At 68.3% G+C, this 23,135-nt stretch carries 21 protein-coding genes; 9 read left to right on the top strand and 12 right to left on the bottom strand.

The genetic code is table 11. The features are described from left to right. Positions 1 to 119: 119 nt before the first annotated feature. A complete protein-coding gene (locus Q0812_RS12875) occupies positions 120 to 707 on the top strand; it encodes a sigma-70 family RNA polymerase sigma factor (protein WP_302110755.1) in 588 nt (195 codons plus the stop codon). A gap of 7 nt (positions 708 to 714) precedes the next feature. Here the strand turns inward: Q0812_RS12875 and Q0812_RS12870 are convergent, their stop codons facing one another. After that, positions 715 to 1,020 (bottom strand): SCP2 sterol-binding domain-containing protein, encoded by a 306-nt coding sequence (locus Q0812_RS12870; RefSeq protein WP_302110754.1) that lies wholly within the window; start codon positions 1,018 to 1,020, stop codon positions 715 to 717. Between the two features lie 129 nt (positions 1,021 to 1,149). On the opposite strand from Q0812_RS12870, the gene Q0812_RS12865 reads away from it, so the two are divergent. Both Q0812_RS12865 and Q0812_RS12860 read left to right on the top strand, forming a co-directional pair. Next, positions 1,150 to 2,601 (top strand): aldehyde dehydrogenase family protein, encoded by a 1,452-nt coding sequence (locus tag Q0812_RS12865; RefSeq protein WP_302110753.1) that lies wholly within the window; start codon positions 1,150 to 1,152, stop codon positions 2,599 to 2,601. Positions 2,602 to 2,668: 67 nt separating this feature from the next. Beyond that, a complete protein-coding gene (locus Q0812_RS12860) occupies positions 2,669 to 3,838 on the top strand; it encodes a hypothetical protein (RefSeq protein ID WP_302110752.1) in 1,170 nt (389 codons plus the stop codon). 4 nt (positions 3,839 to 3,842) lie between these two features. Here Q0812_RS12860 and Q0812_RS12855 read toward each other — a convergent pair whose 3' ends face one another. Continuing rightward, positions 3,843 to 4,241: a DUF1489 family protein gene (locus Q0812_RS12855; RefSeq protein WP_302110751.1), complete on the bottom strand. Its 399-nt coding sequence runs from the start codon at positions 4,239 to 4,241 to the stop codon at positions 3,843 to 3,845. A gap of 71 nt (positions 4,242 to 4,312) precedes the next feature. Between Q0812_RS12855 and Q0812_RS12850 the strand changes: the two genes are divergently transcribed. Then, the gene (locus Q0812_RS12850; protein WP_302110750.1) at positions 4,313 to 4,693 is read left to right on the top strand and encodes a putative quinol monooxygenase; all 381 of its coding nucleotides are present in this window, start codon (positions 4,313 to 4,315) and stop codon (positions 4,691 to 4,693) included. Here the strand turns inward: Q0812_RS12850 and Q0812_RS12845 are convergent. From Q0812_RS12845 to Q0812_RS12835, 3 genes are read right to left on the bottom strand one after another with little or no spacing between them, the layout of a single operon-like run. After that, positions 4,690 to 6,744, bottom strand: a complete 2,055-nt coding sequence (locus Q0812_RS12845) for an ATP-binding protein (RefSeq protein WP_302110749.1) — start codon at positions 6,742 to 6,744, stop codon at positions 4,690 to 4,692. The two genes, Q0812_RS12850 and Q0812_RS12845, sit on opposite strands and share 4 nt — an antisense overlap. Before the next feature lie 9 nt (positions 6,745 to 6,753). Next, complete coding sequence (locus Q0812_RS12840; protein WP_302110748.1) at positions 6,754 to 7,698, bottom strand: DUF3667 domain-containing protein; 945 nt, start codon at positions 7,696 to 7,698, stop codon at positions 6,754 to 6,756. 3 nt (positions 7,699 to 7,701) lie between these two features. Then, positions 7,702 to 8,550 carry an enoyl-CoA hydratase-related protein gene (locus Q0812_RS12835; RefSeq protein WP_302110747.1) on the bottom strand — a complete coding sequence of 283 codons (849 nt, stop codon included), beginning with the start codon at positions 8,548 to 8,550 and terminating at the stop codon, positions 7,702 to 7,704. A 44-nt stretch (positions 8,551 to 8,594) separates the two neighbouring features. On the opposite strand from Q0812_RS12835, the gene Q0812_RS12830 reads away from it, so the two are divergent. Next, positions 8,595 to 9,386: a hypothetical protein gene (locus Q0812_RS12830; RefSeq protein WP_302110746.1), complete on the top strand. Its 792-nt coding sequence runs from the start codon at positions 8,595 to 8,597 to the stop codon at positions 9,384 to 9,386. 2 nt (positions 9,387 to 9,388) lie between these two features. Further along, positions 9,389 to 9,775, top strand: a complete 387-nt coding sequence (locus tag Q0812_RS12825; protein WP_302110745.1) for a DUF2200 domain-containing protein — start codon at positions 9,389 to 9,391, stop codon at positions 9,773 to 9,775. A gap of 292 nt (positions 9,776 to 10,067) precedes the next feature. On the opposite strand, the gene Q0812_RS12820 is transcribed toward Q0812_RS12825, so the two are convergent. Beyond that, complete coding sequence (locus tag Q0812_RS12820) at positions 10,068 to 11,690, bottom strand: carboxyl transferase domain-containing protein (RefSeq protein WP_302110744.1); 1,623 nt, start codon at positions 11,688 to 11,690, stop codon at positions 10,068 to 10,070. 74 nt (positions 11,691 to 11,764) lie between these two features. Between Q0812_RS12820 and Q0812_RS12815 the strand changes: the two genes are divergently transcribed. Continuing rightward, on the top strand, positions 11,765 to 13,603 hold the full coding sequence (locus Q0812_RS12815) for a patatin-like phospholipase family protein (protein WP_302110743.1): 1,839 nt from the start codon (positions 11,765 to 11,767) through the stop codon (positions 13,601 to 13,603). A 233-nt stretch (positions 13,604 to 13,836) separates the two neighbouring features. Here the strand turns inward: Q0812_RS12815 and Q0812_RS12810 are convergent, their stop codons facing one another. The 4 genes from Q0812_RS12810 to Q0812_RS12795 all read right to left on the bottom strand — a co-directional run bounded on the left by Q0812_RS12810 (position 13,837) and on the right by Q0812_RS12795 (position 17,201). Further along, entirely contained in the window at positions 13,837 to 14,475 is a 639-nt protein-coding gene (locus tag Q0812_RS12810) for an exopolysaccharide biosynthesis protein (protein ID WP_302110742.1), read from the bottom strand. 69 nt (positions 14,476 to 14,544) lie between these two features. Continuing rightward, positions 14,545 to 14,736, bottom strand: a complete 192-nt coding sequence (locus tag Q0812_RS12805) for a DUF3008 family protein (RefSeq protein WP_302110741.1) — start codon at positions 14,734 to 14,736, stop codon at positions 14,545 to 14,547. Between the two features lie 49 nt (positions 14,737 to 14,785). Beyond that, entirely contained in the window at positions 14,786 to 15,958 is a 1,173-nt protein-coding gene (locus Q0812_RS12800) for an MBL fold metallo-hydrolase (protein WP_302110740.1), read from the bottom strand. An 88-nt stretch (positions 15,959 to 16,046) separates the two neighbouring features. Beyond that, positions 16,047 to 17,201, bottom strand: a complete 1,155-nt coding sequence (locus tag Q0812_RS12795) for an isovaleryl-CoA dehydrogenase (RefSeq protein ID WP_302110739.1) — start codon at positions 17,199 to 17,201, stop codon at positions 16,047 to 16,049. 210 nt (positions 17,202 to 17,411) lie between these two features. Here Q0812_RS12795 and Q0812_RS12790 point away from each other — a divergent pair, with 210 nt between their 5' ends. Beyond that, on the top strand, positions 17,412 to 19,511 hold the full coding sequence (locus tag Q0812_RS12790; protein ID WP_302110738.1) for a TonB-dependent receptor: 2,100 nt from the start codon (positions 17,412 to 17,414) through the stop codon (positions 19,509 to 19,511). Between the two features lie 40 nt (positions 19,512 to 19,551). Then, positions 19,552 to 20,757, top strand: coding sequence for an META domain-containing protein (locus Q0812_RS12785; RefSeq protein ID WP_302110737.1), 1,206 nt, complete (start codon positions 19,552 to 19,554; stop codon positions 20,755 to 20,757). Between the two features lie 69 nt (positions 20,758 to 20,826). Here Q0812_RS12785 and Q0812_RS12780 read toward each other — a convergent pair whose 3' ends face one another. Further along, entirely contained in the window at positions 20,827 to 22,293 is a 1,467-nt protein-coding gene (locus tag Q0812_RS12780) for a serine hydrolase domain-containing protein (RefSeq protein ID WP_302110736.1), read from the bottom strand. Between the two features lie 46 nt (positions 22,294 to 22,339). After that, a complete protein-coding gene (locus Q0812_RS12775) occupies positions 22,340 to 23,128 on the bottom strand; it encodes a hypothetical protein (RefSeq protein WP_302110735.1) in 789 nt (262 codons plus the stop codon). Positions 23,129 to 23,135 lie beyond the last annotated feature (7 nt).

Here is a 23,135-nt window from a genome sequence, read left to right as displayed (position 1 = left end):
GCTCCACCGGCGCCTGAACGCGCAAGCTTAGCGATTGTTCCCGTTTTGATCTAGTCGCCTCGGCGGAACGGGGCCGACGCCATGGCGTTCGGAAAGAGGAGTGCAGCGTAAGGCGTCGAATGCCCCCTTCCCTTCAAACCATTGAAACCGAGCGTCGCTATTCCGCGCCCACTACGCGGCGTCGGCTCGATCGGGAGCAGTGGCGGCGCGACTTCGAGGCGCAACTGCCCTCGCTGCGCGCCTTTGCATGGACCCTGGCGCGCTCCGGGGCGGATGCGGACGATCTCGTTCAGGACACCATGGTCAAGGCGTGGAGCGCCCGCGACCGCTTCGAGCCAGGCACGAACCTTCGCGCCTGGCTTTTCACCATCCTGCGCAACACCTGGTACTCGACCGTGGCTAAGCGCCGGCGCGAAGTAGCCGATGAGGACGGCGAGCATGCGGCCGGGCTGACCACCGAGGCCAATCAGGACTGGGGCGTCTCCGTCACCGAGCTGCGCGTGGCGCTGCAGCGTCTGCCGCCCGAGCATCGCGAGGCGATCATTCTCGTGGGCGCCGCGGGCCTCTCGTACGAAGAGGCCGCCGAGATTTCAGGCTGCGCCGTGGGCACCATCAAGAGCCGTGTTCACAGGGCGCGCCGGCGGCTCGTGGATCTGATGGGCGATCCAACGGAAGACAGCCGCGTCGGCCAGCAGGCCGAGGCGTAAGGCTTGCTCAGCCCTTAAGCAGCGGCGCCAGCCGCTGGGCCAGCATCATGTCGCCCTGGATCTTCATCTTGCCCTGCATGAAGGCCATCATCGGGTCCAGCCGCCCCTCGGACAGGGCGATGAAATCGTCCCAGGCCATAGAGATGGTGGCGTCAGCCGGCTTGTCCTCGTTCGTCACCTGATTGGGCGTCGAGGCGCCGTCGATGTGGATGACGCCCTCGGGCCCGAAGTCCAGCTTCACGCTCTTGCCGAGGCCGGAATCCTCGCCCACGCGCTGGCGGATGTAATCGGTGGTCTGGGCCAGATCGGGCATTGGGCGCGTCTCCTTTGACGATGCACATCAGAGATAGCGGCTCGCCTTCGCGCCGCCAAGGGCGGTCTTGCCCGCCGCGCGCCGCGGGGCCATGACGGGTCCGAACCTGTTTCGCCCGAAGGAGCGGCCATGGCCGACGACGCCCCCCTGACCTTGCGACACCTGATCGGCGGCGAATGGATCGACGCCCCGGCCGAGCGCGAGGTGCGAAGCCCTTCGGATCTGAGCGAGTTGGTGGCGCTGCAACCCGACGGTGGCGTGGAGGAGGTGGAGGCCGCCGTGGCCGCCGCGCGGGCGGCGCAGCCGGCCTGGGCTGACGCCTCGCCGGAACTGCGCTCCGACGTGCTGGACCGGGCCGGGACGCTGCTGTTGGAACGGAAGGACAGGATCGGTCGCCTGCTGGCGCGGGAGGAAGGCAAAACCCTGGCCGAGGCCGTCGGCGAAACGGCGCGCGCGGGCCGGGTGCTGAAGTATTTCGCGGGCGAGGCCCTGCGCCGCCACGGTCAGAACCTGGAGTCCGTGCGGCCCGCCGTCGAAGTGCAGACCTATCGCCAGGCCGTGGGCGTCTTCGGCCTGATCACGCCCTGGAACTTCCCAATCGCCATTCCGGCCTGGAAGGCGGCGCCGGCCCTCGCCTTCGGCAACGCCGTGGTCATGAAGCCGGCCGGCACGACCCCGGCCACCGCCGCCGCCCTGGCGGAGGTGCTGGTCGAGGCGGGCCTGCCCAAGGGCGTATTCGGCCTGGTGATAGGCCCTGGCCGCGTCGGCGCCGCCATCGCCGCGCACAGGGACATCGACGGCGTCTCCTTCACCGGCTCCCAGGGCGTGGGCGCCCAGGTGGCCGCCGCCTGCATGGCGCGCCAGGCGCGGGTACAGCTGGAAATGGGCGGCAAGAACCCGCTGGTGGTGCTGGATGACGCTGATCTGGACCGCGCCGTGAGCGTGGCTCTGGACGGCGCCTTCTTCGCCACGGGTCAGCGCTGCACTGCCTCCAGCCGGCTGATCGTTCAGGAGGGCGTTCACGACCGCTTTGTCGAGGCGCTGGCCGAGCGGGCGCGGGCGCTGAAGGTCGGCCACGCCCTCGACCCCGAAACCCAGATGGGGCCGGTGGCCAACGCCAGCCAACTGGAGCAGAACCTGGACTATGTCCGCATCGCCCAGGCCGAGGGCGGCCGGCTGGTCTGTGGCGGTGAGCGCACCCAGGGACGCACCGACGGCCTCTACATGACGCCGGCCATCCTCAGCGAGACCACGCCGGACATGCGCATTAACCGCGAGGAGGTGTTCGGCCCCGTCGCCTCCATCATCCGGGTGAGGACCTACGAGGAGGCGCTGGAAGCGGCCAACGCATCCGTATTCGGCCTGTCCTCGGGCATCTGCACGACCTCGCTGAAGCACGCACGGCATTTTCAACGGTACAGCCGCGCGGGGATGGTGATGGTCAATCTGCCGACAGCGGGCGTCGACTATCACGTGCCCTTCGGCGGCACGAAGGGCTCCAGCTATGGTCCGCGCGAGCAGGGTTTCGCCGCCGTCGAGTTCTACACGCAGACCAAGACCGCCTACTCCTTCGCCGGATAAGCGGTTGCGGTCACGCGAAAATCCGTCCACGTTCAACAGCTTGAGCGTTTAGTTGTCGGAGTTCGTCATGCTTGCTCTCGCCGTCGCGATCGTTGCCTTGGGCGGATCAGCCGCTCCTACGACGGAAGCGCCTCGGTTCTCCTGCGCCGCGGATGCCGACATCGTCGCCTGCACGCGCGCCTGGCGCCAGCGGGTGGACCAGCGCGCGCTGGACTTCCAGCCCGAGTTGGCGGCGCTTGAGTCTGAGCTCGACGGCGTCGCCGAGGCCGCCCGGGGATCCGAGCGGCGGTGGGTCGAGCACGCGCGCGCCTGGCTGCGTTTCCGACAGGGCCGCTATGGCGATGCGGCGGAAATTCTGGAGGGGTTGACGGGTCCGGGCCACCACACGCTGGCGATCGATCCCATCTTCCATGCGGATCTGGGCGACGCCTATGCCGAGCTGGGACGGACGGCCGCCGCTCAGGGTCAATGGAGGCTGGCGCTTGCCGCCGCCGACGAGGCGCAGGCGTCTGGCTGGCGAGCCGAGGACACCGAGGCGGCGCTGCAGCGATCGATCTCCGCAAACGGCGCCGTGCGTCAGGTTCCGGACGCCGGGACCTGGACCGGCGTGAAGCTCGTGGACCTGTCCACCATCCGGCGCGAGGGCGATGAAGCCACCTACGCGTCTATCTTCTTTGAGCCGCGGGACCGGCAGGACGGTTCCGCCTACTGGACCATGCGGCATACGGTGAACTGCGCCGACGGACTTTCGCGTCTGGACGAGGCGCACTACTTCAACGCTGCGGGCGAGCCCACCACCAATGGAACGGGCACGCGATGGACGCCGCCGTCCAACGCCCTCGCCCGACACGTCCTGAAGATGGTTTGCACGACCCCCCTAGGCGGCGGCGCGTGGACCCCTCCCGTCGAGCCGCAGGCCTTCCTGGCCGCCTATCGCCAGCAGCGGGATCTGCCCATCGCCCGAAGCCCTGGCGAAGAAACGCTGCCCAAGGCCGTCTACTGCCTCGGCGCCATGGAGCTGATGATCGAGGAGTCGGCCGCGACGGGCCATGTCGCCGGGCCCAGCTGGTTCATTCGTGACTGGTGGAGCGAGCGGGCGCAGCTCAGCGACGATGGCGCTCAACGCGCCCTGACCGCCGTGCGCGCCGCCAAGGCGCGAGACGCCGGGGCCCATGACACGGCCCTGGGCGCCTGCGTCGATGAAGCCATTGCGGCCGGCGCGGTTCCGGGAATGTAGCCGCCTACCAGGCCCCGAGTTCGCGCAACTCGCGCACCAGATCATCAGGCAGGTCGGTGGCTTCGGCGCGAGACAAGTCCACCGGCGCGTCCTTGGCCTCCAGATAGCGCCAGCCCTGGAAGGGCCGCCGGCCCAGCGGCGCGGTGCGGATGACCACGGGCTCCAGCCGGATTTCGCAGCGCGAGGCCTTGCCCTCGCCCCTGGTGTCGATCGACGCGATGGGCTGGCGACAGGCCACCTGACCCTTGATCACCCAGTAGAGGGAGCCGCCTTCCTCGACCTCGGCGGCGCGCTTGGGCGTCATGCGCGTATGCACGATCAGCTCGCCGCCCCGCCGGGCTCGGCTCTCCAGCCAGGCGACGTCAGAGACGCCCACGCACAGCTTGATCAGATGGAGCGGCATGGCCGCGCCTTAACACGGAATCGGCTCACGTCACGGCGGACGAAACGCCGCTGAGGCGCTAGTCTGTGGGCATGCAGAGCAACCGCCGCGAAACGCTGGCCGCTGGGCTGGGCCTGGCCCTGTGCGGCCTTGCCCCCACGTCCCTCGGAGAGACGAGCATGTACGGACTCATCGGCAGGATGCGCGCACAGCCCGGGCGGCGCGACGAATTGGCCGCAATTCTTCTCGAGGGCACCGGCGGCATGCCGGGCTGCCTCAGCTATATCGTCGCGCGCGACCCGGCCGACGCGGACGCCCTCTGGGTCACTGAGGTATGGGACTCCGCCGACAGCCATCGCGCTTCGCTGGAGCTGCCCCAAGTGCGGGACGCGATCGCGCGGGGCCGGCCGTTGATCGCCGGCTTCGACACTCACATCGAGACCGAACCCTTGGGCGGCCAAGGCCTGAGTTAAGCGTCAGGCTCGCGTTCCACCACCGCCAGCACCGCGCCGTCGGTCACCTGATCGCCCACCGAGGCGGAGACCTCGGCCACCACCCCGGCGAAGGGGGCGGTCAGGGCGTGCTCCATCTTCATGGCTTCAAGCACGATCACCGGCGCGCCCTTGCCCACCTTATCGCCGGGCTTGGCCGGAACGGCGACGATCTTGCCCGGCATGGGCGCGCGGAGAGAGCCGTCCGAGGCGGCGGCGGCGGCCGCAGCCCTTGGACGGGCGTCGATGCGCCAGGCGCGGCCCTCGCGGAACAGGACAACGGCCTGCTCCTCAGGCATCCAGGCATAGCTGACGGGCGGCTGGTCGGGCGCGAGCGTCACTGAGGGCCGGAACCAGTCCTCCTGGGCGCTGTCGCCGGGGAAGAAGGACAGGGTCTGCGACTCCCCCTCGACATTCACCCGCCATCCGCCGTCGGCCGCCGCGTCCACTCGAACCGTATGCGTGAAACCTTCGGCCCGGACGGGGATGCTGAAGCCCGGCCGGGCGTTCAGACGGAATCCGCTCGCAGCCGAGGCGCCGTGCCATGGATCGTCCGGATCCGCGAACGCCTCTAGCCCCTGTCGCAGCAGGGCTCCAGCCGCTGCGGCGGCCCCCGCCTCGTCCAGAGTCCAAGGCGCCAGAAGCGTCTCGCCCTCAGCGCCGATGAAGGCCGTGTCCACATCGCCGGCCACAAAGCGCGGATGATCCAGGCACCGCGCCAGAAAAGCGGCGTTGGTGCGGATCGGCCAGACCTCCACCTCGCGGCAGGCGTCCGCCAGATGTGTGGCGGCGCCCTCGCGCGTCTCGGCGTGGACGATCAGCTTGGCGATCATGGGGTCATAGAACTGGCTGACCTCTCCGCCCTCCTCCACGCCGGCGTCGACGCGCAGCGTCGCCTTCTCGTCCCCCTCGAGATCGAGGGGATCATCAGCGGGCGGCAGAACGAAATGGTTCAGGGCGCCGATGGAGGGCAGGAAGCCGTTCTCAGGGTCCTCGGCGTAGAGGCGGGCCTCCATGGCCCAGCCGTTCAGGGTGATCTCGTCCTGCTTCAGCGGCAGAGGCTCGCCGGCGGCAACGCGAAACTGCCATTCGACCAGATCGACGCCGGTGACGGCTTCGGTGACCGGATGCTCCACCTGGAGCCGGGTGTTCATCTCCATGAACCAGACCCGGTCCGGCTTCAGGCCCTCCGACGCGTCGGCGATGAACTCCACCGTGCCGGCGCCCACATAGTTCACGGCCTTGGCGGCGCGGACGGCGGCGGAGGTGACGGCCTCGCGCGTCTTGGCGTCCATGCCCGGCGCCGGGGCCTCCTCGATGACCTTCTGGTGGCGGCGCTGCAGCGAGCAGTCGCGCTCGAACAGGTGGACCACATTGCCCTGCCCGTCCCCGAACACCTGCACCTCGATATGGCGCGGGCGGGTGATGTAGGTCTCCAGCAGCACCCGGTCGTCGCCGAAGGCCGCCTTGGCCTCACGCTGGGCGCTGGTGAGGCCGGCGAGGAAGTCCTCGGCCCGGTCCACGCGCTTCATGCCCTTGCCGCCGCCCCCGGCCACGGCCTTGATCAGCACCGGATAGCCGATGCGCGCGGCCTCGGCGGCCAGGGTCTTTTCCGACTGGTCGGCGCCCAGATAGCCCGGCGTCACGGGCACGCCAGCCTTGTCCATCAGGTCTTTGGCGGCGTCCTTCAGGCCCATGGCGCGGATGGCTGAGGGCGGCGGGCCGATCCAGACCAGCCCGGCCTTGGTCACCGCTTCGGCGAACTCCGCGTTCTCGGACAGGAAGCCGTAGCCCGGGTGGATGGCCTCCGCGCCGGTCTGCTTCGCGGCGGCCAGAATCTTCTCAGGGACCAGATAGGATTCGCGGGCCGCGGCCGGGCCGATCAGGACGGCCTCATCGGCCTCGCGCACGTGCAGGGCGTCGGCGTCAGCCTCGGAATAGACGGCGACCGTGCGAATGCCCATGGCGCGGGCGGTGCGAAAGACGCGGCAGGCGATCTCGCCGCGATTGGCGACCAGGACGGAGGTGAACATGGGCGCCTCTTAACCCGCCACGCCCAGCGCGACTACGCCTGCGATGAACAGACCGAACACCGTGGCGGTCATGATGGCCAGGAACAGGCCCCTCAGCACCGCTCCGGGCCACGAGATGGGATAGGCGTCCTTCAGGTGGCGGACCGCGTGGACCATGAGGAAGATCATCGCCGGCCAGAACAGCCAGCCCGACACCGGCGAGGGCAGCAGCACCAGAAGGATGATGACCAGCACCGCGAAGGCCAGGCCGTACAGCGACACTACCCCGTGCCGATAGGCGGTCACCTCCCGCTTGAAGAGCATCAGCAGGGCCAAGACGCCCATGGACAGGGGCACCAGCAGAAAGGACAGCTTATAGGCAAGAGTTTCAATCTTATAGCCGTAATAGTGCGGATCAGATGTGAGCTTGCTCACGCCTTTCACCACGGCCCGCACCAGCCAGGGCGCCTCAGCGATCTCGGCTTCGGTCGGCATGCGGTTTTCAGCGACGACCGGCTGTCCCTGCCCCTCCTCGCCGGTGTCGAGCCTGAAGGTGAGCCCGCCCTGATCCACGCCTTCTGTGCGCTCGATCCGCGAGGCCTCTCCGAAGTCGATCAGGCGCTGACCCGTGACCGTCGGGATCAGGAACAACAGAAAGACCGCGAACAGAAACAGGTGCAGCGGCGCCACGTAACGCGTCCGCTTTCCGGCGATCCAGTCGCGCGACAGTCCGCCGGGGTCGATCGCCAGCCGCGGCAAGGTCTTCCAGATGCGGCCGTCGAAATGGGCGATGCCTTCGATCAGTTCTTCGAAAAGGTGGCTGAGGCGGTCATGCAGGTGCGCCTTCTGCCCGCAGCCATGGCAGTAGGCGCCGACCAGCTCGGTCCCGCAGTTGGCGCAAGCAGGCCCCTTAGGCTTGGCCGCCCGCCGCGTCCGTTTCGGCTTCGGTGCGGCCGCACCCCCCTCCGCGGCCATGGATCAGACGAACCAGCTAGGCTTGCGGCGCTCCAGAAAGGCGCGCACGCCTTCCTGCCCCTCGTCCGAGACGCGGGCGCGCGCGATGCAGCGGGCGGTCTCGTGCATGAGATCGTGATCCAGCGGCTTGCCGGCGATGTCGTTGACCAGGCGCTTGGCGTCGCCCACCGCGCCCGGCGCGCAGGCGCTGGTCAGGGACGACAGCTGATCCACGAAGCCCTGGATCGACGAGGCTTCAGGCAACACCGCATCCACCAGCCCGAAGTCACGCGCAGCCTCGGCATCAAAGACATTGGCCGAGGTGAACAGGCGACGTGCGGTGCGAGGGCCCACCGCCTCGATCACATAGGGCGCGATGGTGGCTGGGATCAGGCCCAGCCGCACCTCGGAAAAGGCGAACTTGGCCCCGTCCACCGCCACGGCCATGTCGCAGGCGGCCACCAGGCCCGCGCCCCCGCCCATGGCCGCGCCCTCCACGATGGCGCAGGTCAGGGCCGGCACGTCGCGCAGCGCCTTCAGCATCAGCGCCAGCTCCATGGCGTCGGTGCGGTTGTCGCTCTCTGACCACTCGACCGCGTCGCGCATCCATTCCAGGTCGGCGCCCGCGCAGAAGGTCCCGCCCGCGCCGCGCAGGAAGACCACCCGCACGTGGTCCGCGCCGTGCAGGGTCTCGAACGCCTCCCGCAGGGCGTTGATGGTCTCGGCGTTGAAGGCGTTCTTCTTGGCGGGGCGGTTGATGGTGACGAAGGCTACGCCCGACGGGCTGGCGTCCAGCAGCACCGGGCCGCCCGATTCCAGGTCCACGCCCGGCGTGGGGTTCTCAACCAGCGGATCAACGATAGGATTGGTCATGGGCCTTATCTACTCCGCCCAGGCCGCTGATGAGAAGGTCAGGCATGTCACGGATCGGCGTCATCACGGCTCTGTCGACCACACTGACCCTAGCGGGCTGCCAGCCCGCGCAGCCGGACGGCGCCGGCGACCCGGCGCCCACGCCCGCCGAGGACGTGACCCAGCCCCTCCCCGCCCTCAGCGCGCCGGCCTGGTTCATCTGCGACGCGATCAACCAGCCGGTCGTTCTGATCGCCGAGCAGCCGGTGGGCGATCAGGTGCGCATCCGGCGCATCGACAAGACCGCACCCGATCGGGTCACGGCCCAGGCCTATGAGCTGGGAGCTGAGGAAGGCGCCGCGGGCAGCGTCTTCCGCTCGCTGACGCTGGACGGCGCCGAGGCCGGCCATATCCGCAGGCTCAGTGTCGGCGTGCTGGCCGATCCGAACAGCGCCACCACCCCGCCCGTCACCAGCGTTCGGCTGGCGGATCAGGAGCTGGAATGCCGCTGGCTGGCCAATACGCGGCTGATGGCCGTGACCGGCCACCGCACCGTTCTGATCACCGACGAGGCGGGCTCAGGCCTAGTTTTCCGCAGCTTCAATTTCGCCGACGCCGATACTGCCCAGCCGGTCAGGCCGGACGGCGGCCAGCGCAGCTCGACCCCTTCGCTGGAGCTGCGTGGCGGCGAGGTGATGGGAACGGGCGCGGCCGACAGCTACCTCTTCCCGAGGGGCCGCTTCACCTATGTGATCAACGCCGCCCGCGACGGCACGGGAACGGTCGAGATTCGACGCGGCGCCGAGGTGGAAGGCACCGACCCGATCCTGGCGCTCGAACTGGGCGCGGGGCGCTAGCCATGGCGGTCAGCGCCGCCGAACGCCTGAAGAAGATGAGCGTGGCGTCCGTCTACAGGCATTACATCGCCAAGGCCGAGAAGAAGGGGCGCGGCAAGTCCGAGGTGGACGAGGTCACGCGCTGGCTGACCGGCTATTCGCAGAGCAAGCTGGAGGCCCTGCTGGCCGACGGGACGACGTTCGAGGCCTTCTTTGATCAGGCGCCGGCCATGAACCCGAACCGCTTCCTGATCACCGGCGTGATCTGCGGCCATCGGGTCGAGGAGATCGAGGACCCCTTCATGCGCGAGGTCCGCCACCTGGACAAACTGGTGGACGAGGTGGCCAAGGGGAGGGCGATAGAGAAGGTGTTGCGGAGCGATTGCTCGGCCCGGGCGACGAGAGGTTAGGCCAAGCGCTGAGTTGGAAGATCAACGGAACAGGGTGCCCGCATGAGCCTCGGCCCGGAGCCGCGACTTCTGTTCTGGCAGAAGCTCCATCTCCGCCTCGACCTCCAATCCGAATAGGCCAAGATCAATGGTCGTGTTTCGACGTGTGGAGAAATCGTCCCCCAGAAGCCAAGGATTCTTCCTGACGATTGGGCGCAACAAGAACAATGGCAGCGGTAGGTGCAGACGCACTTGTTCCTCCTGACCCTTTGAACCGCCGTCACGACGATCTCGCGCTTAACGCAGGCCCACTTTACATCCTGAACACGCCGAACTGGGTCTCGGGGATCGGGGCGTTGAGCGAGGCCGAGATGGCCAGGCCCAGCACGTCCCGTGTCTGGACCGGGTCGATGACGCCGTCGTCCCACAGGCGCGCGGTGGCGTAGTAGGGGCTGCCCTCGTCCTCATAGCGCTGGCGGATGGGGGCCTTGAACTCGGCCTCGGCCTCCGCGCTCCAGGTCTCGCCCTTGGCCTCCATGGCGTCGCGTTTGACGGTGGCCAGAACGCTAGCGGCCTGCTCGCCGCCCATCACCGAAATCCGGCTATTGGGCCAGGTGAAGAGGAACCGGGGCGAATAGGCCCGGCCGCACATGCCGTAGTTGCCGGCGCCGAAGCTGCCGCCGATCAGCACGGTGAACTTGGGCACCTCGGCGGAGGCGACGGCGGTGACCATCTTGGCGCCGTGCTTGGCGATGCCCTCGGCCTCGTACTTGCCGCCCACCATGAAGCCCGAGATGTTCTGCAGGAAGACCAGCGGAATGCGCCGCTTGCAGGCCAGTTCGATGAAGTGGGCGCCCTTCTGCGCGCTTTCCGAGAACAGCACCCCGTTGTTGGCCAGGATGGCCACCGGCATGCCCCAGATGCGGGCGAAGCCGCAGACCAGGGTCGTGCCGTATAGCGCCTTGAACTCCTGGAACTCAGAGCCGTCGACGATGCGGGCGATGACCTCGCGCACATCATAGGGGGCGCGCACGTCGTCGGGGATGATCCCGTACAGCCCTTCCGGATCGAGGGCGGGCGGGACCGGTTCGGTCACGTCCAGCTCCACCGCCTTGACCGTGTTCAGTCCGGCGACGATGTCGCGCACGATCTGAAGCGCGTGCTCGTCGTTTTCGGCAACGTGGTCGACCACGCCGGACTTGCGCCCGTGGGTCTCGGCCCCGCCCAGCTCCTCGGCCGAGATGACCTCGCCCGTGGCCGCCTTCACCAGGGGCGGGCCGGCCAGGAAGATGGTGCCCTGGTTCCTGACGATGACCGTCTCGTCCGACATGGCGGGCACATAGGCCCCGCCGGCGGTGCAGCTGCCCATGACGCAGGCGATCTGAGGGATCTCCTGGGCGCTCATGCGCGCCTGGTTGAAGAAGATGCGGCCGAAATGGTCGCGGTCAGGGAAGACCTCGGCCTGGTGCGGCAGGTTCGCCCCGCCTGAATCCACCAGATAAACGCAGGGCAGCCGGTTCTGTTCGGCGATCTCCTGGGCGCGCAGGTGCTTCTTGACCGTCAGGGGGAAGTAGGCCCCGCCCTTCACCGTCGGATCGTTGGCGACGATCATCACCTCGCGGCCCGAGACGCGGCCGATACCGCAGATCATGCCGGCGCCAGGCGCCTCGTCCGCGCCTGATTTGTCTCTGTAGACACCGTTCGCCGCCAGCTGACCGATCTCGAGAAAGGGCGAGCCCGGATCGAGCAGGCGCTCCACCCGGTCGCGCGGCAACAGCTTGCCCCGCTTGACGTGACGTTCGCGGCTGGCCTCCGGCCCACCAAGGGCGGCCTTGACGACCCTCTCGCGTAGGTCGTCGGCAAGGGCGCGGTTGTGAGCGTCCAGAGCCTTGAAGGCGGCGCTGTTCGGATCGGCGGCGGTGGTCAGCTTGGGCATGGCGCTGGCTTAGCCCGCCCGGCCCCTCACGAAAAGAGAGCGCCGAATCCAGATCGGCGCCATGATCCCGTTCCGTGAAGAAGCGGGGTCAGGACAACAACCTTGAGGCGGCGCTGTCGCGCCTGTTCGCCGTGGCCGGAGATCGCGCCGCGCCGGGCGGTCAGGCGTCGTGGTTCTCGCTGACCGGGGGCGAGCGCCTGTTCTCCGCCGGGGACGCCGCCGAGACCCTGTTCCTGCTCAAGGCGGGGCGTCTGGGCGTCTTCAGGAGGGAAGAGGGTCGTCCGTCTCAGTTCCTCGGCGTGGTGCGCCCGGGCGAGCCTGTAGGCGAAATGTCCCTGCTGGCCGGCACGCCGCACAGCTCGACCGTCGTGGCCCTGCGCGACAGTGAACTTCTAGCCCTGCCCCGCGACGCCTTCTTCGAAGCCGCCCGACGAGAGCCTGAGGTCATGACCGAGATGGCGCGGCTGATGATCCGTCGGGCCCGCGACCAGGGCTCGGGCGTCGCAGAACCCAGCGTGTTCGGCTTCATCGGCCTGCGCGAGCCGCTGGTCCGGCCCATCGTCGACCGCATCGCCGCAGAGATGGAGGCGCTGGGCTTTACGGCCCGGGTGATCGGCTCGGACGCCATGCCTTCGGTGGCGGAGTGGTTCTCATCGATCGAGGACGACTACGACGTCATCCTCTACGTGGCCGAGACCGAGGAGAGCGCCTGGGCCCACTTCATCCGGCGTCAGGTGGACCGGCTGTTCCTCATGGCGGACATGGCTGACCGGCCGACGGCCAGCAAGGCGGCGGCGAGGCCCCTGCCCGGCGACGAGCGGTTGACCGACCTGATCCTGATCCGCCGGGGACCTCAGCCGCCCAAGGGCACGCCCGCCTGGCTCGACGCCATCCAGCCGGCGCGCTGGCTGCACATGATCGAGGGCGAAGCCGCCGACGAGGCGCGGCTGGCGCGCCTGTTGACCGGCACGGCGGTGGGGCTGGTGCTGTCGGGCGGAGGCGCTCGCGCCTATGCCCATGTCGGCGCCGCCAAGGCCCTCAGCGAGGCGGGAGTCGATTGCGACGTCTTCGCCGGGGTCTCGATGGGGGCCATCGTGTCGGCGGGCCTTGCGCTGGGCTGGACGCAGGCCGAGCTTGAGACGCGGATCCGCGAGGCGTTCGTCGAGGCTAGCCCGCTGTCCGACATAGCCCTGCCGATCCTGGCCATGACTCAGGGGCGCAAAGTCGAGCAGCTGCTGAAGACGCATTTCGGCGATATCGAGATCAGCGACATGCCCCTGCCCTGGCTGTGCGTCTCGACCGACCTGACCAACGGCGGCTTCGTCGTCCACAGGCGCGGCAAACTGCGCGAGGCGCTGCGGGCCACCATCTCCCTGCCCGGCGTGATGCCGCCGGTCATCCAGGGCGGTGCGGTGCTGGTGGACGGCGCGGTGGTGAAGAACTTTCCGGCCGACGTGCTGCGCGCCGAACACGCGGGGCCCATCGTCGGCGTCGACGTCACCCGCGCCCGCGGCGTCCAGCCCGAGGCGGTCGACGGCCTGACCTCCGCGTGGCGTTGGGTCCGCTCGGGCCGGTGGCGCCAGGGGCCGCCCATCGTCTCGATCCTCATGCGCTCAGCCACTCTGTCCAGCGAGGGCGATGTGAAGGCGGCGCGCCAAGCCGTCGACGTCCTGGTTTCACCCAACCTGGATGGGGTCGAGATCCGTGACTGGAAGGCCTTTGAGCCGGCCGTGGCGGCGGGGCGTGCGGCCACTGAGGCGGCGCTGGCCCTGCTGGATGGCCCCCTCACCCACCTGCGCGTGAGGAAAAGGCTGGTCGCGCAGCCCCCCGAGGCGCCTCTGGAGCCGCCGCCGGAGCCCTGGCCACTGCGCGCGCGGCCGTCCCGATGGGGTCGCAAGAAGCGTGGCGATTAGGTCGCGGCGCCGCGGCATCTTGGCCAACGACTCCCCAGGCCGTTGTCGATGCACGGAATCGATCCCATCTTGGTCGTCCTGTTCAACAGCTGAAAGGAGGTGATCCAGTGTCTCATTCTCGTATGCCCGAGACGGCGACCTGGACCTCCGGCGAGGTCCGCGCGTAAGCGTCAGCCGGTTTTCCGTTTCGGCGGAGAATGGAAGGGCCGTCGGGCGACCGGCGGCCCTTCGTCTTATCCGGTCCCGATCAATTGGGTTCCATAGTTCCAGGCGTGCAGGAACGCCGCCTTGATCACGCTCCAGGCCAGGACCAGCGCGCCGAAGCTGGCTGCGGCCGCCAGCCAGCCCAGCAGGATGGCGACGCCGTCCCGCTGCATCAGGCCCAGGGCGAACAGGGACATGGTCGCCGCCGGCAGCAGATTGCCGCCCGGCACCGGCAGGACCAGCACGCAGGACAGCACAAAGCTGACCAGACCGATCAGCACCTTGGCCCCGGCGTTCGACAGAAAGCCCCAACGGGGACGCGTGAGCCGCTCGGCGAAGCGGATGGCCGGCAGGAACCGGCTGAGGCCCTTGCGATAGCCCTCACGGGATAGGCCTACCTGGAGGATGCCCCGGGGCAGCCACACGCCCTGACGAGCGACCACCAGCTGCAGGCTGATCAACAGCAGCGGAAAGCCCACGAAGGTTGTGCCGCCTGGAGGCCATGGGAACAGGTTGATCAGGGCGATCAGCAGCATGACCGCACCCAGGCCGCGGTGGCCGAAGGCCTGAACCATGTCGGCCACGTGCAGCGTCGGTCCGCCGGCGGTCCCCAGCTCCTCCAGCACGGTCGAGAAGGCGCGCGGCTGGCGGACGTCAGCGGGGCTCATGGGGGGCGGTCTTCCTTTCGCGACGCGGAAGGTAAGCGCGGCTGTGCCTCCGCGCCAGTGGTCGGCGACTCAGCGGGCGTCTGAGGCGTGCTCGGGCTTGCCCTTGCGCTTGGTCGAGGCGAACTCGTCCAGCTCCTTCTTCGACATGCTCTCGTACATGGACTTGGACGCGCCCTTCAGCTCCGACTTGGGCGTATCGCCACGCTTGGCGGACAGGGCGGCGCCGGCGGCCTTCTGCTGAGCTTTGGATTTGGCAGGCATGGGGATGCTCCTTTCGCTGGAGCAACCCCGCACCCGCGCGGCGGTTCCGTTAGAAGCCGAGCGATCCCGGCCCCGTGCACGTCGCCGACCCGACCGGATAGGCGATGGTCTCGCCACGCGCCTCAGCCGCCATGCAGCCGATCAGGGGATCAATCCAGTAACGGTAGAACCATTTGCGTTTCCACGCGTCGCCCTGAGCAAAGGCCTCGGCCTGGCGGGCCAACGGCCGGCGGGCGCGGATGTCCTCCAGGGAGACGCCGGCCCGCGCCAGGGGCGTCACGAAGGCGTTCAACTCATCCATGTCGGCCATCATGGCGCGGACGTAGGTGTGATCGCGCTGCATCTCACCATGGCCGGGGACCAGTACCGCGTAGTCCATGGCGTCGATCTGGCCCAGCACCCGGCGCCAGCTCGTTGGGAAGGCTGCGATGCCATAGGGGAACGGCCCCACTACCGTATCGCCAGTGAAAAGCACCCTCTGGCGCGACAGCCAGGCGAGCGCTTCGCCCGAGGTGTTGCCGTTCCCCAGATGGATGACCTCGATAGGCGCGACCGCATCATCCAGGACCAGCCGGTCGGTGAAGGTTTCAGTGGGCAGAACCAGGCGAGCGCCTTCGGAGTCCCGGCCGGTCATCATCGAAAGCGCGATCAGATCCTCATAGCCCTGCCCCAGCTCCGGCCCGGCGGCGGCCTGGGCGGCCCGGATGGGGGCGAGGCCCGCGAGGATAGCCCCGAATGTGTCCGGCTCTCCGGCCAGATCGGCCTGGGCGGGAAGGCCCGTTCCCAGCTCCGTCAGGTTCCTCAGGGTCTGCTCGTGGGCGATGATGCGCACGCTCGGCCAGCGGTCAACGATCTCGCCAAGGCCGCCGAAATGGTCGCTATGCCAGTGGCTTATAATGACCGCCTTGACCGGCTTTTCGCTGAAAGTGGCGATCATACGCAGGGCCCGGCGCGTGGCCGCCGGATCGCCCCCAGCATCGAACAGCACCAGCCCGTCCGACTGTTCGATCACCCCGATATTTCCCAGGACGCTGACCTGAAAAGGTTCGATCTGGCGGATCATGTGAACCCGCTCAGCGACAGGCTCGATCATCTGATAATGCCCGCGCAGTCGGGCGCCGACCGCCTCGGGCGAGGCGGGATCAGGCGGCGGGGTCTGATGCGCGGCGCCGGGGGCAGCGATAGCCGCGAGCAGGGACGTTACGACGATCAGGCGCGTCATGGCGGCCTCCCCTAACTTCGGAGATCAGACTGCGCTTCGAGGGCCGCCGTGGCTTCTCAAGAGGCGATCAGGAAATCCTTCCGCAGGATCAGGCGCCCAGCAACTCCCGCCCGATCAGGAAGCGGCGGATTTCGTTGGTGCCGGCGCCGATGTCGTAGAGCTTGGCGTCGCGGACCAGCCGCTCCGCCGGCCACTCCTTGGTGTAGCCGGCGCCGCCCAGGGCCTGAACGGCCTCGAGGCTGACCTTCACCGCATTCTCCGAGGCCATCAGGATCGCGCCCGCCGCGTCGAAACGTGTCGTCTTGCCCGCGTCGCACGCCTTGGCCACGGCGTAGACGTAGGCCCGCGACGAGTTCAGGGCCACGTACATGTCGGCGATCTTGCCCTGCATCAGCTGGAAGGAGCCGATCGGCTTTCCGAACTGCTTGCGCTCGCGCACATAGGGCAGGACCACGTCCAGCGCGGCCTGCATGATGCCCAGCGGGCCGGCGGCCAGCACGGCGCGCTCATAGTCCAGGCCCGACATCAGGACGGCGGCGCCGCGCCCCTCCCCGCCCATGACGTTCTCTTCGGGGACCTCACAGTCCTCGAACACCAGCTCGGCGGTGTCCGAGCCGCGCATGCCCATCTTGTCCAGCTTCTTGGAGACGCTGAAGCCCTTGAAGCCCTTCTCGATCAGGAACGCGGTGACGCCGCCGTTGCCCTCGCCGGTGCGCGCGTAGACCACCAGCGTGTCGGCCGAGGGCGCGTTGGTGATCCAGAACTTCGTGCCGTTCAGCACATAGCGGTCGCCCTTCTTCTCGGCCCGCGTGCGCATGGACATGACGTCGGAGCCCGAGCCGGCCTCCGACATGGCCAGCGACCCCACGTGCTCGCCCGAGATAAGCCTGGGCAGGTAGCGGGCTTTTTGCTCCTCCGTGCCCCAGCGACGGATCTGGTTGACGCACAGGTTGGAGTGGGCGCCGTAGGACAAGCCGATCGAAGCCGAGGCGCGGCTCACCTCCTCCATCGCCACCACGTGCTCGAGATAGCCGAGGCCGAGGCCGCCGTATTCTTCCTCCACCGTGATCCCGTGCAGTCCCAGCTCGCCCATTTCGGGCCAGAGCTCGCGGCGGAACTGGTTCTTCTCGTCGATCTCGGCGGCCAGCGGCGCGAGCCGGTCGGCGGCCCAGCGGGCGGTCGTTTCGCGGATGGCGTCGGCGGTGTCGCCGAGGGCGAAGTCCATGAAGGGCGCTTGGGTCATGGCCGCGCCTTAGCACCCGTCGGGGCGGCGGTGAAGCGGCGCCGATAGCGTCGACGACGGCCGTATGTCCGCGAGGCCGGTCGCGCTCGTGTGGCGCCGATGCTGCGCTGTCATGGCGGGACGAGACTCTTCCGGCCAAGCCGTTGACACCCCCATGGCCGCGCCCTATGCGAATGCGAACGCTTCGCATTATCTTTCTCGAGTGTCCTCATGAACCCCGCCTACCCGCTCTTCGCCGCCCTGCTCGCGCCCGTCACCTATGCCGATCAGGGAGTTGCAGAGGCTGAAGGACCGTCCACGCCCGTCGCCGAGGTGACGGTCTATGGCCGCGCGCGGGCCGAGGGCTATGGGGTGGAAAGCACGGCGACCGCCACCCGCACGGACACGGCGCTGGAGGACACGCCCCAGTCCGTGGCCATCGTGACCCGCGCCGCCATTGAAGATCAGGCCATGGACAGCATGGCGGATGTGGTTCGCTACGTTCCTGGCGTCACCATGGGCCAGGGCGAAGGTCACCGCGACGCCCCCACCATCCGCGGCCAGGCGACCACAGCGGACTTCTTCACCGATGGGGTCCGGGACGACGTTCAGTACTATCGCGACGTGTACAACTTGGAGCGGGTCGAGGTTCTGCGCGGCCCCAACGCCATGATCTTTGGGCGCGGCGGCGGCGGCGGCGTCATCAACCGCGTCACCAAGACCCCCTTCTCGTCCGTCGAGCGCGGCCTTTCGGTCGAGCTGGGCTCCTTCGATCATCGCCGCGCCACCCTGGACCTGAACCAGCCCCTGGGCGCCATGGCCTCGGGCCGTCTCAATCTGGTCATCGAGGATTCCGGCAGCTACCGCGACCACGTCGGGGTCGAGCGATGGGGTATCAATCCCACCGTCGCCTTCACCCCCAGCGAGCAGCTCTCCTTCGTGCTGTCCTACGAACACTTCGAGGACGAACGCACCGTTGATCGTGGCGTCCCGTCCTACCTGGGCCGCCCCCTTGAGACGGATGTTTCAACCTTCTTCGGCGACCCGGATCTCAGCTACTCCACGGCCGACGTGGATTGGCTGAGCGGCGCGGTGCAGTGGGTCGGCTCCAACGGCCTCATCATCCGCAACCGCACGGTCCTGGCCGCCTACGACAAATTCTATCAGAACGTGTACCCCGGCGCGGTCGGCGGCGGTGGATCGACCGTGTCCATCTCGGCCTACAACAACCTGACCAGCCGCGAGAATCTGTTCACCCAGACCGACTTCATCCTCGAGACGCAGACGGGCTCGATCGGACACCGCCTGCTGGCCGGCGTAGAGCTGGGCCGCCAGGACACCCGGAACTTCCGCGAGACCGGCTATTTCGGCGGCACGGCCACCTCGATCACCGTGCCGGTCGCCTCGCCCACCCTATCGGGCATGGTGGTGGACTTTCGCCAGAGCGCCAGTGACGCCGACAACGACGGTGAGGCCTCGATCCTCGGCCTCTATGTTCAGGATCAGATTCAGCTGAATCCGCAGTGGCAGGTGGTGGCGGGACTGCGCTTTGATTCCTTCGGCCTGGACCTGACCAACAACCGCACGGGCGACCGCTTCGAGCGCACGGACGAGATGGTCTCGCCGCGCCTGGGCGTCATCTATCAGCCTACTGAGGCGCTCAGCTTCTACGGCAGCTATGCGCGCTCCTTCCTGCCGGCCTCGGGTGATCAGTTCGCTTCGCTTTCGGCGTCGAACCTTTCGCTGGAGCCCGAGGAATTCATCAATCACGAGCTTGGGGCGCGCTGGGAGCCTGTCGAGGGCCTCATGCTGTCGGCGGCCCTCTACCGCCTCGAGCGCAGCAACACGACGGCTCGCGATCCGCTCGACCCCGCCCTGATCGTCCAGACCGGCGAGCAGCGGACCGAGGGACTGGAGCTCGGCCTCAGCGGGCAGATCACCGAGCGTTGGGAGATCATGGGCGGCTACGCCTGGCAGGACGCCAAGATCACCAGCGACACCACCGCCGCGCCGGCGGGCCGCACCGTGCCGCTCGTCCCTGAGCACAGCGCTTCGCTGTGGAACCGCTATCAGTTCGACCCGCGTTGGGCCGCCGGCCTGGGGATCATCCACCAGGGCCAAGTCTTCGCCGGCATCGACAACGCCGTCGTGCTGCCCAGCTTCACCCGTGTCGATGCCGCGGTCTTCTACGATGTGAGCCGGCGCATCCGCGTCCAGGCCAACGTCGAGAACCTGTTCGACGAGCGCTACTGGTCCACGGCGCACAGCAACAACAATATCACGCCGGGTTCACCCCGCGCGCTGAGGGTTTCGCTGACGGCCCGGTTCTAAGCCTCGGGCACCGGACTCGATCGATCGGCGTTAGGCGGTCATGCGCTCGTTGTGCCTGACCGCCCTCGCCTTCATCTGCGCCTGTTCCGCCCCGGCGGAGGCGCCTGCGCCGGATACGATTGACGCGGCGGCCGCGAGCGTCCCCATCGCGCCTGTCGCGGACGACGGCTCCTACCTCAGCCAGATCGACCCCTTGGGCGGGCAGTGGCGGCTTGAGCGGATCGGGGATGAGGATTTTGCTCGCTATCAGGCCTGGGTGAACTTCAGCGAAGGCGGCTTTCTCAATCACGGCGCTGGATGCAGCGGCGGCTTCCCGGCCTTCTACCGGCTGGAAGGCCAGCGGATCAGCGTCACCCGCCTCGAGGCGGTAAGGACCGGTCTGTGCGCCGCCGCTCCCGCCGGCCGCAGACCTGCCGCGGTCGCAAGCGAGCGACGCCTCGCCGCCTTTATCGACCAGATCAGCGGCTGGAGCCGCCCGGACCCCCGGACGCTGATTCTAGCCGGGGCGAATGGCGAGCGGGCGGTTCTGACGCGGCCCACTGAGCCTAACCCCGATATCGCCGGCCGCTGGCTGATCGAGAGGATTGGCGGCGAGCCTCTGGTGACGGAGCAACGGCCCGCCACCCTCTCCATCGGCATGGGCAACATCGGCGCCTACGCTGACTGCAACAGCATGGGCAGCCCCTTCACGACGCCCGCCCCGGGACGCCTTCAGGTGGAAGGACCGGTCATGTCCACCGCCATCGGCTGCGCGCCAGAGGATCAGGCCGAAGACGAGCTGATGGCGCGAGCCATCACCTCCGCCACCGCCTATCGGGTGGAAGGCGACCGCCTGTTCCTGACCGGCGGCCCAGGCCTGGCGGCGCGTCGGCCGCCGCCGCCGGACCGTCGTCTCGTGGGCGAGTATGAGGCCTGCGGGAACACGATGCTGGGGGCCTATCACGAGGGGCCGATCACCCTGGGCATCGACCTCAGACGGATGCGCGACAACGCCGGATGCGCGGCCGAATACAGCGCCGACGGGCCGCACCTCAGTCTGCGACTGGAAACGAGCGCGGCCTGCGCCGACCGCGCCGCACCCTTCATCCCTGGAGAGCCCGTCGGGATCGGCGGCGAGATTTCCCTCCTGGCGGTGGCCCCGCCCGACGCCTTCGGCTTCAACGAACAGGGCCAGCTGATCCTGCGAACCCCTCGCGGGCTGCTGACCATGTGCCGCAAGGGCTCGCCGCCCCTTTTCGGGGACTGAGCCAGTCCTCGCCGCTGAGCGCTTCGCGGCGCCGGTGGGGGATGACTTTAAGTCCTCAGGCACGCCAAGTCAGGGAGCCTGACGCTCAAAGCGCGCTCCGTTCAACGAGATCGCAACGACCGCTCCATCGTCTCCGCGCTCGAATTCAGCCCGCCCGAGGCCGCGAGACTCCAGGAAGACGTCGCCACCCTGCGGGATCAGCTCCAGACGGCGACGTCCAAGTTGCAGCGACAGGGTGTCCCCTGACGGCGACATCTCCACCTCGAGACGCCGGGGAGCGACGCCATAGGCCCCCGCGAGCTGCGCCAGCGTCTCTGACGGTGTGGCGACGAAAGGAATCGCCCGAGGCGGATAGTGCGGCCAGCCATACTCCTGGGCGACCGCCTGTACGATCGGGCCCATCACCTCGGCGCCTGCCTCCCCGTTCATCATGACGACGACTCCCTGGCGGCGCTCCGGGAAGGCCACCACCACTGATCGGAAGCCTTCATTCGAGCCTGTGTGGCGGAACTCCAGACCGTCGCCCTCGCCGCGAACCTGAACGCCCAGGCCCCATTCGCCCAGACCGGCCGTGGTCATGGCGCGCGCTGTACCGGCCTCCAGCACACGATCATCTCGCCCTGCGCGAGCCTCGCTCACCCCAATTAGCCAGCGGGCCAGGTCGGACGGCGTGGTCCACAGGCCCGCGGCGGCCAGTTCGGGGTAGGCGTGGCTGCCGCCTTCCACCGGCCGGCCCTGGGCGTCGTGCGCGGATGCCGCGCGAAGCCTCAGTTCGCCGTCCAGGGGTTGACGATAGGAGCTGGAGCTCATGCCCCAGGGCTCGAAGACCAGGCGCCGCGCCAAGGCGTCGAAATCTTCGCCGGCGGCCTCCGCTGCGAGCACCTGGGCAATGACATAGCCGCCGCCCGAGTACCGCCAAGCCACCCCTGGCGGGGTGTCGACGAGGATAGGATCGGTATTGGCGGGAGGCTCGCCGGCCAGGATTTGCAGCGCCGTCGGAATCGGCTCGCCCGACGCGTACCCCGGAAAGCCGTGAACGGTGACGCCGGCCGTGTGATTCAGCAACATGCGCAAGGTGGGCGGCGTGCGGTCCGTGAACTCGCTTTGGGGCAGTCTCCATCCCGTCATCTGATCGTTCACGGGCGCATCGAGGGATAGAGCTCCGGCTTCCACGAGATCAAGCATGGCGGTTGCGGCGACGGCCTTGCTGACGGACGCCGCCTGAAACAGGGTCTCCGGCGTCGCTGCGGCTCCCGTTTCGGCATCCGCCTGGCCGTAGGCTACGGCGCGCACGATGCGGCCGTCGTCGACGAAAGCGATGCTGACCGCCGGTACATTATTCTGCGCCATGACTTCGCTTAGGCTCTGGGGCTCATACTGACGACCCTGGACCTGGTATAGCGGCGTGAGCGACCGCTCGATGCGCGCCCAACGGGCCTCGTGATCCTCGCTCGTGCGGGCTTGGGCGGCGCCCGCCTGAAGGGCCAGGGCCGCCATCAGGGCAAGCACTCCCCATCGACCGGTTTTCAACGTCATGGTTCGTCTCCATTGAGAAAAGCAGGGCCGGAAAGCGGCCGGGGATTCAAAGGCGGCGAGATCGTGAAGCCGCGGCCACCAGCGCCGCCAGCGCCAGGCCCAGCCACGCGGCAAGGGCGGCCAGCCAGCGCTCAGCGTCGGGTAGGCGGCGCCAGGCCACACCCGTCTCGCCCGTGGGCAATCGAACGAGCATCTCGATGTCTTCCCGGCCGCCAGTGAGAACGTGATCAAAGCCAAGCGGTCCGAGCATGAGGCGTTCGATGACGCTCTCCATGAACCCGTTCGGAGCGACGATCGCGAGGATGAGCGTGGCGATCAATCCTCCGGCCAGCCACCTTATGGGGTAACGCAAGCTCAGCAGGGCGGCCGACGCGAACAGATAGGTCACCAAGGGAGCGGCGAAGACGGTCAGCCACTGCCAGACCTCGGGCGTCCATGAGATCCGCTGCAGGGCGCCGCCTGACGTCACGAGATACCGCACCTCGTGCGTGGGGAATCCCCCGCCGGAAATGATCGCCAGCCCCGCGTACCAGATGAAGATGGACTGGCAGATGACGACCAGCCACAAGCCCCCCGCCATGGTCCTCGCCAGGGCGGCTGTCCGCCGGTGGATCGGCAACAGCCATAGGGGGCTCACGTCAAAGGGGCGTTCTCCCCTCCAGACGGCCCAGGGAAACATCAGCCCCAGCACCGCGAACAGCAGACCGATGTCCAGCGACACCACGATGACGCCGCCATCGAGCATCACGTCGAAGATGGCCCCTACCGTCATGACGACCAGCAGAAACACCAGGAGGAAGGCCTCTCGACGCAGAGTCAGGCTCGTGGATCTCACCTGCGCG

The organism is Peiella sedimenti (assembly GCF_030504955.1).
Classification (GTDB): domain Bacteria; phylum Pseudomonadota; class Alphaproteobacteria; order Caulobacterales; family Caulobacteraceae; genus Brevundimonas; species Brevundimonas sedimenti.
The sequence above is the reverse complement of the archived record's forward strand: the minus strand, read 5'-3'. Positions and strand labels throughout refer to the sequence as shown.

What these genes read in the sequence shown, in the direction of transcription:
- Q0812_RS12850 (WP_302110750.1), top strand. Translation starts at nt 4,313, where the DNA reads ATGCAGAGCAACCGCCGCGAAACGCTGGCCGCTGGGCTGGGCCTGGCC.
- Q0812_RS12875 (WP_302110755.1), top strand. Translation starts at nt 120, where the DNA reads ATGCCCCCTTCCCTTCAAACCATTGAAACCGAGCGTCGCTATTCCGCG.
- Q0812_RS12835 (WP_302110747.1), bottom strand. Translation starts at nt 8,550, where the DNA reads ATGACCAATCCTATCGTTGATCCGCTGGTTGAGAACCCCACGCCGGGC.
- Q0812_RS12810 (WP_302110742.1), bottom strand. Translation starts at nt 14,475, where the DNA reads ATGAGCCCCGCTGACGTCCGCCAGCCGCGCGCCTTCTCGACCGTGCTG.
- Q0812_RS12800 (WP_302110740.1), bottom strand. Translation starts at nt 15,958, where the DNA reads ATGACGCGCCTGATCGTCGTAACGTCCCTGCTCGCGGCTATCGCTGCC.
- Q0812_RS12870 (WP_302110754.1), bottom strand. Translation starts at nt 1,020, where the DNA reads ATGCCCGATCTGGCCCAGACCACCGATTACATCCGCCAGCGCGTGGGC.
- Q0812_RS12795 (WP_302110739.1), bottom strand. Translation starts at nt 17,201, where the DNA reads ATGACCCAAGCGCCCTTCATGGACTTCGCCCTCGGCGACACCGCCGAC.
- Q0812_RS12790 (WP_302110738.1), top strand. Translation starts at nt 17,412, where the DNA reads ATGAACCCCGCCTACCCGCTCTTCGCCGCCCTGCTCGCGCCCGTCACC.
- Q0812_RS12855 (WP_302110751.1), bottom strand. Translation starts at nt 4,241, where the DNA reads ATGCCGCTCCATCTGATCAAGCTGTGCGTGGGCGTCTCTGACGTCGCC.
- Q0812_RS12840 (WP_302110748.1), bottom strand. Translation starts at nt 7,698, where the DNA reads ATGGCCGCGGAGGGGGGTGCGGCCGCACCGAAGCCGAAACGGACGCGG.
- Q0812_RS12820 (WP_302110744.1), bottom strand. Translation starts at nt 11,690, where the DNA reads ATGCCCAAGCTGACCACCGCCGCCGATCCGAACAGCGCCGCCTTCAAG.
- Q0812_RS12825 (WP_302110745.1), top strand. Translation starts at nt 9,389, where the DNA reads ATGGCGGTCAGCGCCGCCGAACGCCTGAAGAAGATGAGCGTGGCGTCC.
- Q0812_RS12860 (WP_302110752.1), top strand. Translation starts at nt 2,669, where the DNA reads ATGCTTGCTCTCGCCGTCGCGATCGTTGCCTTGGGCGGATCAGCCGCT.
- Q0812_RS12780 (WP_302110736.1), bottom strand. Translation starts at nt 22,293, where the DNA reads ATGACGTTGAAAACCGGTCGATGGGGAGTGCTTGCCCTGATGGCGGCC.
- Q0812_RS12805 (WP_302110741.1), bottom strand. Translation starts at nt 14,736, where the DNA reads ATGCCTGCCAAATCCAAAGCTCAGCAGAAGGCCGCCGGCGCCGCCCTG.
- Q0812_RS12865 (WP_302110753.1), top strand. Translation starts at nt 1,150, where the DNA reads ATGGCCGACGACGCCCCCCTGACCTTGCGACACCTGATCGGCGGCGAA.
- Q0812_RS12830 (WP_302110746.1), top strand. Translation starts at nt 8,595, where the DNA reads ATGTCACGGATCGGCGTCATCACGGCTCTGTCGACCACACTGACCCTA.
- Q0812_RS12785 (WP_302110737.1), top strand. Translation starts at nt 19,552, where the DNA reads ATGCGCTCGTTGTGCCTGACCGCCCTCGCCTTCATCTGCGCCTGTTCC.
- Q0812_RS12845 (WP_302110749.1), bottom strand. Translation starts at nt 6,744, where the DNA reads ATGTTCACCTCCGTCCTGGTCGCCAATCGCGGCGAGATCGCCTGCCGC.